Below are 17,427 nucleotides of genomic sequence, written 5' to 3'. Positions count from 1 at the left end.
TTAAAACCTGAAATTCTTCACAGGCTTTTTGTGAATATTCAAATAGTTTTATAGATTTTTATCTTAGACTTGAACCATACCCTTAGATCACTTAACGTGATTTTATAATTTATTTGTAGTTAGATTTATTCATAAATAAACACCATACGAGGTGGAATAATGCTTCAGCAATGCTGTCAGTTATTAGAAGACCGTTTACTTAAAGTCGCGTTTATTGAAAGTGCCAGTTCAGGTTACTTAACCAGTCAGTTTTCGATTCATAAAAATAGTGGTGCTGATATTTTACTGGGTGGGTTAGTCAGTTATGACCCCAGTATTAAAATCAGTGTTTTAAAAGTTGATCCAAAGTTAATTGAAACCTACACAGCAGAATCACCACAAGTAACTGAAGAAATGTGCAGGCTTGGCCAAACCCTATTTCAACAAGCTGACATTGTTGTGAGCTGCACAGGTTTATTAAAACCTGGCGGAAGTGAAACCACGGAAAAACCTGTAGGTACTTTCTTTATCTGTATTTCTTATCTAGGACGTATTTATCATTACCATTATTTTTTATCAGGTCATGCCGAACAAAAACTTAAAACTCTCACACAGAAAGTAGCAGACTCAATTATTGCGCTTATATCTTCAAATCAGCATAAAAGTTAAATATAAAAAAAAGAGAATATGTTTCCATATTCTCTTTTCGGTTTTAGCAGAAAAAACTTAGCTGAGTTTCAGCTTATCAAACACTAAGTGACCATTTTCGCCTTTAACTAAAATGGTATCACCCGCAACAAAGTCACCTGACAAGATTTTTTGAGCTAGTGTATTTTCAACCTGTTGTTGAATTGCACGTTTCAATGGACGCGCTCCGTATACAGGGTCAAAACCAGCGTCAATCAATAAGTCAAATGCACTGTCATCTACAGTTAAACTCATATCACGATCAACAAGTCGTGAGCGTAAACGGTCTAACTGAATATCGGCAATGCCACGAATCTGTGCTTTTTTGAGTGAATGGAAAATCACCAACTCATCAATCCGGTTAATAAATTCTGGACGGAAATGCTGACTTACCGCATTCATTACAATAGTACGCACTTCATCATCAGTTGCACCTTCACCAAGTTCACGTACATCTTGTGAACCCAAGTTCGATGTCATCACAATAACCGTGTTTTTAAAGTCCACTACACGACCTTGTGAGTCGGTTAAGCGTCCATCGTCTAACACTTGTAGCAAGATATTGAAGACATCTGGATGCGCTTTTTCAACCTCATCAAACAACACTACGCTATATGGTTTACGGCGAACAGCTTCGGTTAAAACACCGCCCTCTTCGTAACCTACGTAACCCGGAGGCGCACCAACTAAACGGCTGACAGAATGTTTCTCCATGAATTCACTCATATCGATACGAATCATGGCATCATCACTGTCAAACAAGAAGTTAGCTAAAGCTTTAGTTAACTCAGTTTTACCTACACCTGTTGGACCTAAGAATAAGAATGATCCGCTAGGACGATTCGGGTCAGACAAACCGGCACGTGAACGGCGAACAGCATTCGATACCGCAACGACTGCTTCATCTTGCCCTACAACACGGTCATGCAAGAACTCTTCCATATGAAGGAGTTTTTCACGCTCGCCTTGCATCATTTTAGCAACCGGAATACCTGTTGCAGCACTAACGACTTCGGCAATTTCATTTTCAGTTACTTTTGTACGAATGAGTTTTGGCTCTTCGTTTTCTTCAGCAACTTCGTCTTGCTCCAATTGTTTTTGAAGCTCTGGAATTACACCATATTGCAAACGTGCTGCTTCTGCCAAATCGCCTTCACGCTGAGCTTTTTCAAAAGCAATACGTGCTTTATCAAGTTCAACCTGAGCTTGTTTAGTGCCTTCTACCAGTGTTTTCTCAGCTTTCCACACTTCTTCCAGATCGTTGTATTCTTTCTCGACTTCAGCGATCTGTTTTTCAAGATGAGTAACTTCGGCCTTACTGCCTGCGTCTTCATCTTTTTTCACCGCTTCCAATTGCATTTTCAACTGGATTAAACGGCGGTCAAGTTTATCAAGTGCTTCTGGCTTAGAATCGATTTCCATCTTAATACGAGAAGCTGCCTCATCAATCAGGTCAATCGCCTTGTCTGGTAATTGACGGTCTGTAATATAACGATGAGACATTTTCGCCGCAGCAATAATCGCTGAGTCTAAAATCTGTACGCCATGGTGAGTCGCATACTTTTCTTTCAGACCACGTAAAATCGCAATGGTATCTTCTACACTTGGTTCATCGACCAGCACTTTTTGGAAACGACGCTCCAAGGCTGCGTCTTTTTCAATGTATTGGCGATATTCATCTAAGGTTGTTGCACCCACACAGCGCAACTCACCACGAGCCAACGCAGGTTTTAACATATTACCTGCATCCATCGCACCATCACCTTTACCAGCACCAACGAGTGTATGTAACTCGTCAATGAATAAGATGATTTCGCCTTCGTGTTTCGCCAAATCTTTTAAAACAGCTTTTAAACGTTCTTCAAACTCACCACGATACTTAGCACCAGCAAGCAATGAACCTAAATCTAACGATAAAACACGTTTATTCTTTAAGCCTTCTGGTACTTCACCATTGACAATACGTTGTGCCAAACCTTCAACAATAGCGGTTTTACCTACCCCAGGTTCACCAATGAGTACTGGGTTATTCTTAGTACGGCGTGACAAGACCTGAATGGTACGGCGGATCTCATCATCACGCCCAATCACCGGATCAAGTTTCCCCGATAAAGCCCGCTCGGTTAAATCAATCGTATATTTATTAAGTGAGTCACGTTGGTCTTCGTGATTATTACTCATGACTTTGTCACTACCTCGAATATTTTCAATTACTTTGCGTAAGCTGTCGGGAGTTACACCTACGGCACTTAAAATATTTTTTGTTTCACCAGTTTCTGCCAAGCCCAATAAAACCCAGTCAGTTGACAAAAATTCATCGCCAGCTTTTTGCGCGTATCGATCTGCCAAGTTGAGTGCTTTAACTGCTTCTGGGTTTAAATTGACATCGCCCGTCGGGTTAGCAATAGTCGGAGCATCTTTTAAAGCCTGCTCTAGCTTTTGTTTAAGTTCAGGTAACCGTGCACCTGCTTGTTGCAACAAACTAATATTGGACGGCTCTTCCAATAAAGTACTCAAAATATGAATACCTGCTATAGCTGTATGGTCTTTACCCATCGCTAAGGATTGAGCATCTGAGAGGGCTTGCTGCAAGCGGTTCGTAAATTTTTCAAATCGCATTCTTGTTATTCCTCACAACAAATTCGTACTTGTGTAATAGATGGGAACACTTTTTCGGATTTCAAATAAATTTTTATATATTTTTCATTAAGTTATAAAAAATACTGCGAGTAAAACTCGATTATAATATGGGTTTGTTTTGTATATATTTCAAGTACACTTCGGCTACATTTTATTAAATATCTTGAATATTTATATTTACTCTCATCTATTTTATGGTCTTCACAAAGACTTCATTGAGAATTCCCGAATTAAGAATTAATTTATCTTGCCAATTCCATCCTGTTTTTGAAATTAAAAATGCGCTTAAAACATATTATATTAACAACTTGTCTTTTCAGCTCGACTCTAGCAATGGCTGAGTTACCCCAAGATTCAAGAAGACCCGGTGGTATTGCAGTTATTCCTTTAACTTCGGATATTACTCAGGTCACTTTTCAACACAAACCGGTTTTAATTAGCCAAGAAGGACAGCAGCGTTATGCTGTTTTCGGCATTCCGTTATCTACTCCACTTGGTAGTGTTCAACTCGATACCAATAAAGCCCCTATTCAAATAGAAGTTAAATCTTATCCATATGCTGAGCAACGCCTTAAAGTTACCAATCAAGACTATGTAAATCCCAATCAAAGTCAATTAGATCGTTACGCTCAAGAAGCTAAAGAACAAAATGATGTATATAGTTCATTTACGCAAAGTTCGTGGCAAGCCTTACCAAAATTTATACGCCCAACTTCGGGTAAATTTACCAATTCTTTTGGAAGAAAACGCTTTTTTAATGGTGAAGAACGTGCTCCACACTCAGGTCTAGACATTCCAGCACCAATAGGCCAAAAAGTAGTTGCTCCAGCAGACGGTGTAGTCGTTCAAACAGGTCATTATTTTTTTAATGGACAAACTGTATTAATCGATCACGGCCAAGGCTTAATTAGTATGTTTTGCCATTTAAGCGAGATAAAAGTAGAAAAAGGCCAGCATATTCGTCAAGGGGAAACTTTAGGTCTAGTCGGTAAAACAGGACGTGTCACAGGCCCTCATTTACATTGGGGAATGAGCCTTAACAATGCACGGGTAGACCCTCAACTTTTTCTAACTACGACTCATTAATTTAAAGCTTTACGAAAGTACTTTGGTGCTTCGACATAGCCTTCTCTTAGGTAAAATTGATGTGCCAAAGGTCTTTGTATCCCCGAATGAAGTTCCATTCGGTCACAACCACGTTGCTTTGCTAACCGTTCTGCTTCTTGCACAAGCAAATGTCCCACTCCTTTACTACGCATCTTCTCGTCAACACACAGATAACATATTTTGGCAAACTCACCTTGTAAGGCAATTTGTGGAATAAAATAAAGCGATAAAACTCCATACACTTTTAAATCGTCAGCTGCGACCAACGTAATCGCATTAGGATCTTTACTTAGTATTTGAAATTGTTCTTGAACTACTTTTAAAGGCTGTGAATATCCCATTTGTTTAAGTAAATAACATATGGTCTCGGTATCTTCCCATTGTGCTAAACGGATATTCACTTAACTCTCCTTTTATTTTTTAATTATTCTTATCATAAAAAAAGCCAACATGACTGTTAGCTTTTTATTTTTTAGGCATTCACAAATAAAATTACGCTGCTTCAATAATTTCAAAATCGTGAGTAATTTCTACGCCACCATCTGAAAGCATTTTACTTGCTGAACAATATTTTTCAGCTGATAGCTCTACTGCTTTTGCGACCTGTTTTTCTTTTACAGCTTTACCTGTCACTACAAAGTGTAAATGGATCTTGGTGAAAACTGCCGGAATTGCATCTGCTCTCTCAGCTTTAAGCTGACATACGACATTCGTCACATCTTGACGGGATTTCTTTAAAATAGTCACAATATCAAACGAAGCACACCCACCAAGTCCCATTAATATCAACTCCATAGGACGTGGTCCACGGTTTTCACCACCGTACTCAGGTGAGCCATCCATCACTACACTATGACCGCTCTCTGATTTCGCTTCAAAAGCAACATTCTCTAGCCAATGTACACTTGTTTGCATTGCAACTACCCAAAAAAAATTATAAATTTAAGCAGGGTCTGTTGACATTTCATCTATGGATTGCGTAATAGCTAAAAATTAATCCAAATAAAACGCAAAACACAGACAAGGGCAATCCTTTGTCCAGTTTTGTAATAAAGTTTGTTAAATTTCAGCCGGAATCTGAGGTGCAATTAAAGCATCTTTGATGCAGCGCAAGGCCAGATTTTTTGTTCGTTTCGTTGTTAAGCTCTATTGATTTAGAATGACTAAATTCCATAGTTCTTGCTTCGTAACGTCCAGAAAAATTGTCTTATGTCGCAACCATCTGTGAAATGTCAACAGACCCTTGTTTTGTACACTAACATAAAATGAGTTGATAAGGAATTTCATCTCTTCTGTGTAATAGCTCATCTCGAGCTTGTGTGAATTGTTTACCCTATTCGGAACATATCAAGCATGACTTCAAATTTTTCACAACTCAGCACAGATGCTTTATCTCCGGGGCAACTACCTGAATCCGTTAAAGCATTGTTAAAACGTGCTCACATCAACAGATATCCAAAACGAACCACAATTGTTGATGCCGGAACAGAGTCAAAATCTTTATATTTAATTTTAAAAGGCTCAGTTTCAATTATTTTACGTGAAGACGATGAACGTGAAATTGTTGTGGCATATTTGAATCCTGGTGACTTCTTTGGGGAAATGGGGCTTTTCGAACCGAACCCTCAACGTACAGCTGAAGTTCGTACCCGTGATGTCTGTGAAATTGCGGAAATTTCATATGACAACTTCCACGAACTGAGCAAACAGTATCCAGATCTCAGCTATGCCGTTTTCGCGCAACTCGTTCGTCGTTTAAAAAATACAACTCGTAAAATGACCGATCTTGCATTTATTGATGTGTCAGGTCGTATTGCGCGTTGCTTAATCGACCTATCTTCACAACCAGAAGCAATGATTTTGCCGAATGGCCGTCAAATTCGTATTACTCGACAAGAGATTGGACGCATTGTCGGGTGTTCACGAGAAATGGTTGGCCGTGTATTAAAGACCTTAGAAGATCAAGGTATGATTCAAACTGACGGTAAAGCTATTTTGATTTTTGATACTTCATTAGAAGAAACCCCAGTCACTGACGAAGACTATGATGACGAAGAATAATTACTCGTAATTATTGAATAAAGAGCAAACTTCGGTTTGCTTTTTTTATATGCAACAATGAGTTAATACACAAAGCTTACAATCTATTCTGTTTTTATGATTTAAGTTGAATACATATTCTCCGTTAGGCTAACTTAAAATTTCTTAAGGATTTCGCAGTATGCAATTTAAACCACTTGGTCACACTGGCATTAACCTTCCTGAAATTTGCTTAGGTACCATGACATTTGGTGAGCAAAATACTCAACAAGAAGCTTTCGAACAACTCAATTATGCTTTAGAACACGGTTTATATTTTTGGGATACGGCAGAGATGTATTCCGTGCCTCCTAAACCAGAAACATATGGAGCAACCGAAACCATCTTAGGCAATTGGTTTGCACAGCATGGTCAGCGCGATAAAGTATTCCTTGCTTCAAAAATTGCAGGTCCTGGTTTTGGTGGAACCCATATTCGAGAAGGCCATACCAAGTTTAATAGTGAACATATTTCACAAGCAATTGATGGCTCTCTCAAACGCTTACAAACTGATTATATTGATCTTTATCAATTACATTGGCCTGAACGCCATACCAACTTCTTTGGAACGCTCGCTTATGGTAATCAGCAAGCCCAAAATGATTACGATACTACTCCCTTAGAAGAAACATTACTCGCTCTCCAAAAAGAGATTAATCGAGGCCGCATTCGTTATATCGGCTTATCTAATGAAACACCGTGGGGCACCATGAAGTTCCTTCAGCTTGCCGAAAATTTAGGTGTGAGTAAATTTGTGAGTGTGCAAAATCCGTATAGTCTGCTTAATCGCACCTATGAAATCGGTATGTCAGAAATTGCCAAATATGAGGGTGTAGGTTTACTTGCATACTCTCCTCTTGCTTTTGGTTATTTAACTGGCAAATTTAGAAATGGGGCTCGACCAGCCAATGCCCGCGTTACACTTTTCCCTCGCTTTAGCAGATACAGCAACCCGCAAAGTGAATGGGCAACTGAACAATATGCACAGCTTGCTGAAAAGCATGGTTTAAGCCTGACTCAATTGGCTCTGGCTTTTATTAAGCAGCAATTTTTTGTGACGAGTACAATTATTGGTGCAACCAATTTAGATCAGCTCAAAGAAAATATCCAAGCTTTTGAAATCGAGCTTTCACCGGAGATTTTACAAGGCATTGAGGCTATTCATATACAACAGCCTAATCCTGCTCCTTAAAAACAAAAACGGATGCTCAAGCATCCGTTTTTAACATCAGTTCTATAAGTGTTAAAACTTACTTACGACCATTATAAATAGCTAATGCCGCAGGTAAATTCTTACGCATGTCATTAATACGTTGAGCGTTTGATGGGTGAGTAGACAAGAAAGATGATCCACTGCCTTCAAGCTTGTTCATTTTTTCCCAAAGCGTAATCGCTGCATTTGGGTTATAACCTGCACGCGCCATTAGCATTAAACCACCTTGGTCAGCACGGCTTTCCAAACTACGAGAATATGGCAGACCCACACCTACTTGTGTGCCTAACTGAGCCGCAGCCGCGCCTAGTTGACTCACATTACCACCATTAATCTGACTTAAACCAATATTTAACGCTAAATCAGTTAAAGCTTGAGCGCCAATTTTACTTTTTGCATGCTCTTCCAAGGCGTGAGTCATTTCATGGCCCATAACTGCTGCAATTTCAGCATCAGTCAAGTTCAGTTTATTTACAATACCTGTATAAAACACTACCTTGCCACCAGGTGCAACGTAAGCATTAATCGTATCTGACTTCAATACAGCCAATTGCCAACTAAATGGCTGGCCTGTCTGATTCATTTGATTCGCATAAGGTTTTAAACGGTTAAAAACCGCATTAATACGGTTATAGGTACTTGAACTTGTATCTAAAGCACCTTTACCACGCGCTTCCTGCACCATTTTATTGAAACTTTGCGCAGATTGAGCATTTAAGGTTGCGGTATCTGCACCTGCCATATCAGCCATTGTGGCACAACCAGAAATTGTTACTGCACCTGCTGCGCACAAGCTTAGAACGAACTTTTTATTCATTAACATGGGTCACCTAAATCGTCAAAAAACTGTTTATTCTTTTGCACTTATTATAAGAAATACCACTCACGCTTTAAATCTCTCATTTCTTCACGATCATAGTATTTATGTAACGGTCAATTAGATAAAGTCATCAAATAAATCCAGAATATTAAACATATTATGTTTAAACCAAGATAAACGTGACTTAAAGTCTTAACTTTCTCTTCAAGATTAGGATTTTTCCTCTTCCAGAGTAAATAACTGTTTTGTATGAGAACAACAGGAATGAGGACACAAGCAATCAGGACAGAAAGACTCATAAATGCCGTCATAAAGAAGTCCGGATTATAATTTTGACCATAAATAATCAGCATTGCTAATGTGGGTGAACCACCTATAGCAAATAAAAAAGAATAAAAAATGGTTTTCGAAATAGTGGGTTGCAGCTTCATCCTGAGCCTATGATTCCTGATCTATATATCATGTTTTAATCTGAATCGAACCAAACCAAAACTGCACTTTAGTAGGGTATAAAAAAAGCCCCCTTTTAGGAGGCTATTTTTATCTTTGCGAATTACGCAGAGAATGGATGACGTAAAATGATTGTTTCTGCACGGTCTGGACCAGTTGAAACGATATCAATCGGACATTCGATTAATTGTTCAATACGTTTTACATAAGCCAAAGCATTTGCAGGTAATTGGTCAATGCTCGTTAAACCAACAGTTGACTCGCTCCAACCTGGCATAGTTTCATAAATTGGCTTCAAGCATTCGAAGGAAACCGCATCAGAAGAACCTACACAACCTGAATCTGTATTTTCATAACCCACACAGATTTTCACTTCTTCTAAACCATCTAAAACGTCAAGTTTAGTTAAGCAAATACCTGAAAGTGAGTTTACATCTACAGAACGGCGTAAGATTTCAGCATCAAACCAACCACAACGACGTTGACGACCAGTAGAAGCACCGAACTCATGACCTACAGTACCCAAATGTTTACCAATTGGGTCACCAGAATCACTTGCAGCATCGTAAACCAATTCAGTTGGGAACGGACCAGCACCTACACGTGTTGTATAAGCTTTCGTAATACCTAATACATAATCAAGATGTAAAGGACCCATACCTGAACCAGAACTTACACCACCAGCAGTTGTATTTGAGCTGGTAACATACGGATAAGTACCGTGGTCGATGTCTAGAAGTGAACCTTGAGCACCTTCAAACATTACAGCCTTACCTTCTTTGCGGTAGTCATGTAATACTTTAGTTACGTCAATCACTAATGGAGCAAGAACTTCACGCCATTGGTTGCAAAGAGCCAATACGTCTTCAAATTTAACCGCTTCTACACCGTAGAACTGAGTCAATTGGAAGTTATGTAACTCTAGCATTTCGGCTAGTTTTTCTTCTAACGCTGCACCACCACGAACAAGGTCAGCAACACGCACTGCACGGCGCGCAACTTTATCTTCGTACGCAGGACCGATACCACGACCTGTAGTACCGATTTTAGCGTTACCACGTTTCTTCTCACGTGCCTGATCAAGAGCAATGTGGTTAGGCAAAATAAGTGGACAGTTTGGAGAAATGCGTAGACGCTCCTTAACCGGAACACCCTCAGCTTCCAAAATTCCCATTTCTTCAATTAATGCTGCTGGTGAAAGCACCACGCCATTGCCAATTAAGCACAATACGTTTTCACGTAAAATGCCTGATGGAATGAGGTGTAATACAGTCTTTTTACCACCTACGACAAGAGTATGACCTGCGTTATGTCCGCCTTGATAACGTACTACTGCAGCCGCCTGATCTGTGAGCAGGTCGACGATTTTACCTTTACCTTCGTCGCCCCATTGGGTACCAAGTACCACAACATTTTTGCCCATAATAGCCTCATTACATCATGCTGTTAAAATTGGAAACCATCAGTAAAAAACTTACTGCTGGCGTTTAAATCTTTTCAATATTCCATTGTCCGTTTTGCAATACCAATTGATGTGTTGCATAAGGAATAGAACTTAAATCATCATTACCTAACAATTGAACTACACGTAAACCCTCTGAACGCGCATTCGCAATTGCTTTAAGTAAATCAGCTTCTGTACCTTTAGGTGCCACTACAGTTTCGATTTCGGCAAACTGGTTCGCACCTAAAGCATATAAATCACAACTAAAACCGGTAGCCGGACGTGCACGACCGAAGTGTTCCCCAATACCATCATAACGGCCACCTTGCGCTAAAGGTGCGGCACGATTTGGTGCATAAACTGCATACATCAAACCAGTGTGGTAGTGGTAACTGCGAAGTTCAACCACGTCAATTCCAACATTAAGTGCTGGCCAACGGTTTTTAATCTGTTCGAGAGTGGTTTTAAGTGCATTTAATGCAGCATCAAATTCAGCATCTTTTAAAATATCTGCACTTAAATGCGCTTGTAAGGCATCTAAATCACTTGCATAACGGCCAAGTGCATAGAAATCTGAACCCATATTTAAATTTTGGGTAAATTCAGCTAACTCAGGCAATGCTTTTCTTTGATAAAGATCAGATAACTCATGCTCTTCATTTTTAGAAAGACCCGCATATTTTACTAAGCTACGAAATAGGCCTACATGCCCTAAGTCTAAATGTGCGCCTTGCAAAGTATAGGCATTTTCAATCAAACCAAGCATCACGTCGACCATTTCGACATCAGCTTCAATACTATCATGCCCATATAACTCTGCGCCTAATTGTAAAGGTGCGCGAGTCGCATTGAAATTTTGTGGTTTTGTATGTAATACAGTCCCTGCGTAACAGTAACGTGCAACACCTTCAACAGGTCTTACATGTGCATCAATACGTGCAACTTGCGGTGTCATATCAGCACGGATACCGAGTAAACGGCCTGAAAGCTGGTCAATCACCTTAAAAGTTACTATATCCAGGTCTTGATTTGATTCTGATAATGAAGACAACGATTCGATGTATTCGATAAATGGTGTATATACCAGTTGATAACCTCGTACTGCGAGGAAATCTATAGCTTCACGGCGAAGTTTTTCAATGACTTGCGCCTGTTCCGGCAATACATCTGCTACCCCGTCAGGCAGCAACCATGTCTCTGAAATGGTCATATTTCAAGCCTAAAATCTGATCAACGTGGAACGACCCCACATAAAAAAATCGGGAACACACCCGATTTCTCTTAGTGTAGCATGATACTTTGTGCCATGCACCTGACAATTTGCATAAATCTTTCTTAATAAACTCTAAAGTCAAAAAGTAGACTCTATGAATTAAAAATAATATTCAAAGACTTATTGTTTTTGACTTCCATTATCAATAAAAGTTCTTAGACCAAAGAATGGGGCAATAACTGAACTATCACCCGGTTTCCAATTAACCAAATTTAACTTTTGAAAGAATCACACAAATCCAATAAACGATTTGCATAGCCCCACTCATTATCATACCAAGCAAATACTTTGGCTTGATGTCCAACAACCATGGTTTGAGTTAAATCAACAATAAGTGAATAGGGCGAATGATTAAAATCACTTGAAACTAATGGTTCATCTGTTACAGCCATAATTTCTGCATAATCTGTTTGAGATGCTTTAATCAGCAATTCATTAATATGATGGACCGTAATTGGAGATTGCGCGATAAACGTTAAATCAATTGCCGCTACATTAATGGTAGGTACCCGAATTGAGTAACCATCAATACGGTCTTCCATTTTTGGCATCACACGCTTTAAAGCACCAAGCGCACTAGAAGTAGTCGGGATAATGTTTTGTCCAGAAGCTCTAGCACGACGCAAATCACGATGCGCATGATCAAGCACAGACTGATCTGCTGTTACCGCATGAATTTCGGTCATAAGCGCTGTTTCTATGCCAAATGCATCATCAATGATTTTAACCAGTGGAACTAAAGCCTGTGTCGTACATGACACACTCGATATAATCTGATCAGTCGCTTTCACATCAGCATGGTTAACACCATAAACAATTGCAGCATCAACATGATCAAAAGGCGCAGCGCCAATAATGACCCTTTTAGCCCCTGCTTCTAAATGGCGGGTAGCATCAGCATGGGAGCGGAATAAACCTGTACACTCAAGTACAACATCAATTTTTAAACTTGCCCACGGTAAAAGTTCCGGCTGTTTTTGCTGCAAAACTTCAACCTTTAAGAGTCTCTGGTTAGATTGAATATTTAAATAAATCTTTTCATTTTCAATGGTGATATCAACTTTGCCATTAAAACGACCATGCGTTGAGTCATATTTGAATAAATGTACCAGTGTATGTACATCTGCTATATCGTTAATCGCCACGATTTCAAAATGAAATTGTTTCGGGCTCTCAAACCAGGCACGTAAAACATTACGTCCAATCCGGCCAAACCCATTAATGGCGATACGTTGCATGACCTATCCTTATCTACAAAACGAGAAGCGAAAGAAGGCATATAGTAAAACACGTCATGGCTAATTGAATATAGATTTTTAGCCAAATCACAGTTTTGTAAGATATTCCCTCTAAAATCGTTGGTTCGGTGGGGTTTTTCCGTTACAATTTAGCGTTTTTTAAAAATAAGCCCCGTATCACGTGCGAGTTTTATGAACAAATAAACTTGTGGTGATGCTTTTAGCCAAATTCGAAAATATGGAGTGACTTGGTTGTGAGTACTCGTTTAATGACATCTGCTGAAATTCGTGAAGCATTTTTGCGCTACTTTGAAACGCAAGGGCATACACGTGTTGCATCGAGTTCTCTTGTTCCTGCCAACGACCCAACTTTATTATTTACAAATGCTGGGATGAACCAGTTTAAAGACTGTTTTTTAGGTCTTGAAAAACGTGATTATGTACGTGCAACAACATCACAAAAATGTGTACGTGCAGGCGGTAAACATAACGATTTAGATAATGTTGGTTATACAGCTCGTCACCATACATTCTTTGAAATGTTGGGTAACTTCTCATTTGGTGACTATTTCAAACGTGATGCTCTCAAGTTCGCATGGGAATTTTTAACTAGCGAACAATGGCTTGCTTTACCGAAAGATAAACTTTATGTCACGGTTTACCATACTGATGACGAAGCTTATGACATTTGGAATAAAGAAATCGGCCTAGCACCAGAACGTATTATCCGTATTGGTGATAACAAAGGCGAAAAATACGCATCAGATAACTTCTGGGCAATGGGTGATACAGGTCCTTGCGGTCCATGTTCAGAAATTTTCTTCGACCACGGTGAACACATTTGGGGTGGTTTACCTGGTTCACCTGAAGAAGACGGTGACCGTTTCATTGAAATCTGGAACAACGTTTTCATGCAGTTTAACCGTACTGCTGATGGCGTACTTCACCCACTCCCTGCTCCATCTGTAGATACAGGTATGGGCTTAGAGCGTATTTCTGCCGTATTGCAACATGTTAATTCAAACTATGACATTGACCTGTTCCAACACTTATTAAAAGCTGCTGCAAACATCATTGGTATTGAAGATGAAGGTCAGCCTTCTTTACGTGTAGTTGCAGACCATGCCCGCTCTTGCTGCTTCTTAATTGCTGATGGTGTAAACCCAAGTAATGAAGGACGTGGTTATGTATTACGTCGTATTATCCGCCGTGCTGTCCGTCACGGTAACAAGCTTGGCGCAACAGGTACATTCTTCTACAAAATGTTGCAACCATTAATTGAAGTAATGGGACAGGCTTATCCTGAGTTAGAAGCTCGCCGTGAAGTCATTGAAGCAACATTAAGTCGTGAAGAAGAACAGTTTGCTAAAACCTTAGAGCAAGGTTTAAAACTTCTTGAAGGTGAACTTGCTCAGTTAAAAGACAAAACTATTCCGGGTGCGACTGTATTTAAACTTTACGACACTTACGGTTTCCCAACAGATTTAACTGCTGATATTGCACGTGAACGTGGCTTTATTATTGATGAAGCAGGTTTTGAAGTTGAAATGGCTGCACAGCGTCAACGTGCGCGTGATGCTGGTAAATTTGCTGTTGACTATAACAACATTGTAAAAGTTGAAGGCGAAACTCAATTCGACGGTTATACCAACACAACCGGTCAAGGCCAGATTGTAGCGATCTATAAAGATGGCGTACAAGTTGATGAAGTTTCTGAAGGCGACGAAGCACTTATCGTTTTAAACCAAACTCCTTTCTATGCTGAAAGCGGTGGTCAGATTGGTGATACTGGTATCTTCAAAAACGAAACAGGTATTTTTGAAGTTCAGGATACGAAAAAGTCTGGTGGCGCCTTTGTTCATCAAGGTATTGTGACTGTTGGTAACCTTAAAACCAGTCAAAATGTAGAAGCGATTGTTAAAGCAGACATTCGTGAAGCTACTGCGCGTAACCACTCAGCAACTCACTTGTTGCATGCTGCCCTTCGTCAAATTTTAGGTTCACATGTACAACAAAAAGGCTCTTTGGTTGCAAGTGATATCTTACGTTTTGACTTTGCAAATGACCAACCTGTGTCATTTGAACAACTACAACAAGTTGAACGTCTCGTAAATGCTGAAATCATTGCAAATACTGCTGTAACAACTGAACTACTCGACATTGAAACTGCGAAAGCAAAAGGCGCAATGATGTTGTTCGGTGAAAAATACGGTGATGAAGTTCGTGTGCTCTCTATGGGCTCAGTCATTGACGAGAAAAACTTCTCAATCGAACTTTGTGGCGGTATTCACGTAAAACGTACAGGTGATATTGGTTTATTCAAAATCACTTCTGAAGGTGGCGTAGCTGCAGGCGTACGTCGTATTGAAGCAGTGACCGGTACTAAAGCATTAGAAGTAGTACAAAAAGCTGATCATGATATTCAGCACATTAATAGCTTATTAAAAGCACAGAAAGACCAAACGGTTGAGCGTGTACAAGCCAACGTAGAATTGGTTTCTGCATTACAAAAGCAGATTGAACAACTCAACCAAAAATTGGCAAACTTCCAAGCGGCTGATTTGATTGACCAAGTTCAAACTATTGCTGGTCGTCAAACGCTTATTACTACTGTTCAGGGTGTTGATGCCAAAGCGCTTCGCAACTTACATGACAGTGTAAAATCAAAATTAGAGAACGCAGTGATTGTGTTAGCAGGTGTAGAGGGTGACAAAGTCAGCCTGCTTGCATCAGTCGCGTCGCAATACACTGCAAATCTAAAAGCAGGTGACATCATCAAACATTTAGCGACCGAGTTAGGTGGTAAAGGTGGTGGTAAACCTGACTTAGCACAAGGTGGCGCGCCACTTAACGAGAAGTTTGGACAAGTTATGGCAGCATTACCTGCTTGGCTTGAACAAAAATAAGACTTCACTTTTTGTGTAACTGACCCTGACAAGCCTCTCAGGGTCATGGCTTATATGGAACAACTATGGCATTAATCGTTCAAAAATATGGCGGTACTTCTATGGGTACCCCCGAGCGCATTTTAAATGTTGCTCGTCGTGTGAAGCGTTGGCATGATCACGGTCACAAGGTTGTTGTGGTCGTATCTGCAATGAGTGGTGAAACAAACCGCTTACTTGCCCTCGCTAAAGCCATTACCGAAACACCTGACCCACGCGAGTTAGACCAAATGGTTTCAACCGGTGAACAGGTGACGATTTCCATGTTAGCTATGGCACTTAATTCGATTGGTGTGGAAGCTAAATCCTATACCGGACGTCAAGTCGGTATTAAAACTGACAGTGCATTTACTAAGGCGCGTATTGAGTCGATTGACACAGATGTCATGACCAATGACCTAGATGCAGGCCGTGTTATTGTAGTTGCAGGCTTCCAAGGCTTCGATGCCAACGGAAATACTACAACTCTAGGACGTGGCGGTTCAGATACTTCTGGTGTTGCCATTGCAGCTGCCCTAAAAGCAGATGAATGCCAAATTTATACTGACGTTGATGGGGTTTATACTACAGACCCTCGTGTTGCCCCTAAAGCGAAGAAAATCGATCGTATTTCTTTTGAAGAAATGCTAGAAATGGCATCATTAGGTTCTAAAGTTTTACAGATTCGCTCAGTAGAATTTGCCGGAAAATATCAAGTTCCTTTACGCGTATTATCAAGTTTTGATAATGATGACGACGGCGCATTTGACGACGAATTTAAAGAAAATGTAGGTACACTCATTACTACTGAGGCAGAAGACACTATGGAACAGCCAATCATTGCAGGTATCGCTTTTAACCGTGACGAAGCAAAATTAACAATTTTAGGTGTACCTGATGAACCGGGTATTGCTTCTAAAATTTTATCACCAGTAAGTGATGCCAACATTGAAGTGGATATGATAGTCCAAAATGTTGAAGAAGATGGCACAACAGATTTCACATTTACTGTAAACCGTGTTGATTTAGCAAAAGCTGAAAAAATCTTAAATGAAACTGCCAAAAATATTGGTGCACGTGAAGTTTCAACACGCGATGATATCGTTAAAGTATCTATCGTGGGTGTAGGTATGCGCTCGCATGCGGGTGTAGCAAGCAAAATGTTTACTGCCCTTGCTGACGAAGGTATTAACATCCTTATGATTTCAACATCTGAAATTAAGGTTTCTGTCATTATTGATGAAAAATACCTTGAGCTTGCAGTTCGTTGCTTACATACCGCTTTTGGTTTAGATCGTGAACATGGTGAAAGCAGCGCACGCGCTTAATTTTACCGAACGGTCAAGAATTCATTAAAAAATGTTTACTTGTCCGACAATAATCAAAGAAAACACAGAGCCGCTATAGTTTTTTTTATAGCGGCTCTGTTATATTAAACGGAAAGTTTTTTGGCAGTGATTATCAAAATATGACTTTGTTCTCATATTTCTGTTAGAATCTGACTGAAAACTGAGGTTGAGCTTTTTATTTGGGTACCAATATTGCAGTTTTAAGCGTTTAGCAAGGAGATAAA

14 protein-coding genes and 1 pseudogene are annotated in these 17,427 nt (G+C 39.8%); 6 read left to right on the top strand and 9 right to left on the bottom strand.

The genetic code is table 11. The annotated features are described in order from the left end of the window. The first annotated feature begins 159 nt into the window (after positions 1 to 159). Positions 160 to 648 carry a CinA family protein gene (locus EGS71_RS19585; protein ID WP_000941316.1) on the top strand — a complete coding sequence of 163 codons (489 nt, stop codon included), beginning with the start codon at positions 160 to 162 and terminating at the stop codon, positions 646 to 648. Positions 649 to 705: 57 nt separating this feature from the next. Here the strand turns inward: EGS71_RS19585 and clpB are convergent, their stop codons facing one another. Beyond that, positions 706 to 3,285, bottom strand: coding sequence for an ATP-dependent chaperone ClpB (gene clpB, locus EGS71_RS19580; RefSeq protein ID WP_001210050.1), 2,580 nt, complete (start codon positions 3,283 to 3,285; stop codon positions 706 to 708). Between the two features lie 300 nt (positions 3,286 to 3,585). Here clpB and EGS71_RS19575 point away from each other — a divergent pair, with 300 nt between their 5' ends. Then, complete coding sequence (locus EGS71_RS19575) at positions 3,586 to 4,392, top strand: peptidoglycan DD-metalloendopeptidase family protein (RefSeq protein ID WP_001237344.1); 807 nt, start codon at positions 3,586 to 3,588, stop codon at positions 4,390 to 4,392. Here EGS71_RS19575 and EGS71_RS19570 read toward each other — a convergent pair. The 3 genes and pseudogenes from EGS71_RS19570 to EGS71_RS22585 all read right to left on the bottom strand — a co-directional run bounded on the left by EGS71_RS19570 (position 4,389) and on the right by EGS71_RS22585 (position 5,526). After that, positions 4,389 to 4,814 carry a GNAT family N-acetyltransferase gene (locus EGS71_RS19570; RefSeq protein WP_001026236.1) on the bottom strand — a complete coding sequence of 142 codons (426 nt, stop codon included), beginning with the start codon at positions 4,812 to 4,814 and terminating at the stop codon, positions 4,389 to 4,391. The two genes, EGS71_RS19575 and EGS71_RS19570, sit on opposite strands and share 4 nt — an antisense overlap. A 91-nt stretch (positions 4,815 to 4,905) precedes the next feature. Beyond that, the gene (locus tag EGS71_RS19565) at positions 4,906 to 5,328 is read right to left on the bottom strand and encodes an OsmC family protein (protein ID WP_001195082.1); all 423 of its coding nucleotides are present in this window, start codon (positions 5,326 to 5,328) and stop codon (positions 4,906 to 4,908) included. A gap of 78 nt (positions 5,329 to 5,406) precedes the next feature. Continuing rightward, positions 5,407 to 5,526: pseudogene (locus tag EGS71_RS22585) on the bottom strand (hypothetical protein). A 240-nt stretch (positions 5,527 to 5,766) separates the two neighbouring features. Here EGS71_RS22585 and crp point away from each other — a divergent pair. Beyond that, the gene (crp, locus tag EGS71_RS19560) at positions 5,767 to 6,474 is read left to right on the top strand and encodes a cAMP-activated global transcriptional regulator CRP (protein WP_000203217.1); all 708 of its coding nucleotides are present in this window, start codon (positions 5,767 to 5,769) and stop codon (positions 6,472 to 6,474) included. 160 nt (positions 6,475 to 6,634) lie between these two features. Continuing rightward, positions 6,635 to 7,684 carry an NADP(H)-dependent aldo-keto reductase gene (locus EGS71_RS19555; protein ID WP_001159805.1) on the top strand — a complete coding sequence of 350 codons (1,050 nt, stop codon included), beginning with the start codon at positions 6,635 to 6,637 and terminating at the stop codon, positions 7,682 to 7,684. A gap of 58 nt (positions 7,685 to 7,742) precedes the next feature. Here the strand turns inward: EGS71_RS19555 and EGS71_RS19550 are convergent, their stop codons facing one another. From EGS71_RS19550 to gap, 5 genes are all read right to left on the bottom strand, one after another. After that, a complete protein-coding gene (locus EGS71_RS19550; RefSeq protein WP_001034598.1) occupies positions 7,743 to 8,522 on the bottom strand; it encodes a M48 family metallopeptidase in 780 nt (259 codons plus the stop codon). Positions 8,523 to 8,638: 116 nt separating this feature from the next. After that, positions 8,639 to 8,956, bottom strand: coding sequence for a hypothetical protein (locus tag EGS71_RS19545; protein ID WP_000776215.1), 318 nt, complete (start codon positions 8,954 to 8,956; stop codon positions 8,639 to 8,641). A 122-nt stretch (positions 8,957 to 9,078) separates the two neighbouring features. Next, entirely contained in the window at positions 9,079 to 10,398 is a 1,320-nt protein-coding gene (locus EGS71_RS19540) for an adenylosuccinate synthase (RefSeq protein WP_000517792.1), read from the bottom strand. Between the two features lie 64 nt (positions 10,399 to 10,462). Next, a complete protein-coding gene (locus EGS71_RS19535) occupies positions 10,463 to 11,629 on the bottom strand; it encodes an ATP phosphoribosyltransferase regulatory subunit (RefSeq protein ID WP_002011152.1) in 1,167 nt (388 codons plus the stop codon). Between the two features lie 275 nt (positions 11,630 to 11,904). Beyond that, on the bottom strand, positions 11,905 to 12,930 hold the full coding sequence (gene gap / locus EGS71_RS19530) for a type I glyceraldehyde-3-phosphate dehydrogenase (RefSeq protein ID WP_001188823.1): 1,026 nt from the start codon (positions 12,928 to 12,930) through the stop codon (positions 11,905 to 11,907). 269 nt (positions 12,931 to 13,199) lie between these two features. Between gap and alaS the strand changes: the two genes are divergently transcribed. Together alaS and EGS71_RS19520 are read left to right on the top strand one after the other, a co-directional pair. Beyond that, positions 13,200 to 15,836, top strand: a complete 2,637-nt coding sequence (gene alaS, locus EGS71_RS19525; protein WP_000199465.1) for an alanine--tRNA ligase — start codon at positions 13,200 to 13,202, stop codon at positions 15,834 to 15,836. Positions 15,837 to 15,901: 65 nt separating this feature from the next. Then, positions 15,902 to 17,182, top strand: coding sequence for an aspartate kinase (locus EGS71_RS19520; protein ID WP_001185176.1), 1,281 nt, complete (start codon positions 15,902 to 15,904; stop codon positions 17,180 to 17,182). The last annotated feature ends 245 nt before the right edge of the window (positions 17,183 to 17,427 follow it).

Origin of the sequence: Acinetobacter sp. FDAARGOS_559 (assembly GCF_003940475.1) — a bacterium.
Lineage (GTDB): Bacteria > Pseudomonadota > Gammaproteobacteria > Pseudomonadales > Moraxellaceae > Acinetobacter > Acinetobacter baumannii.
Note: the sequence above shows the minus strand (reverse complement) of the source record. Positions and strands in the feature narration are given on the sequence as shown.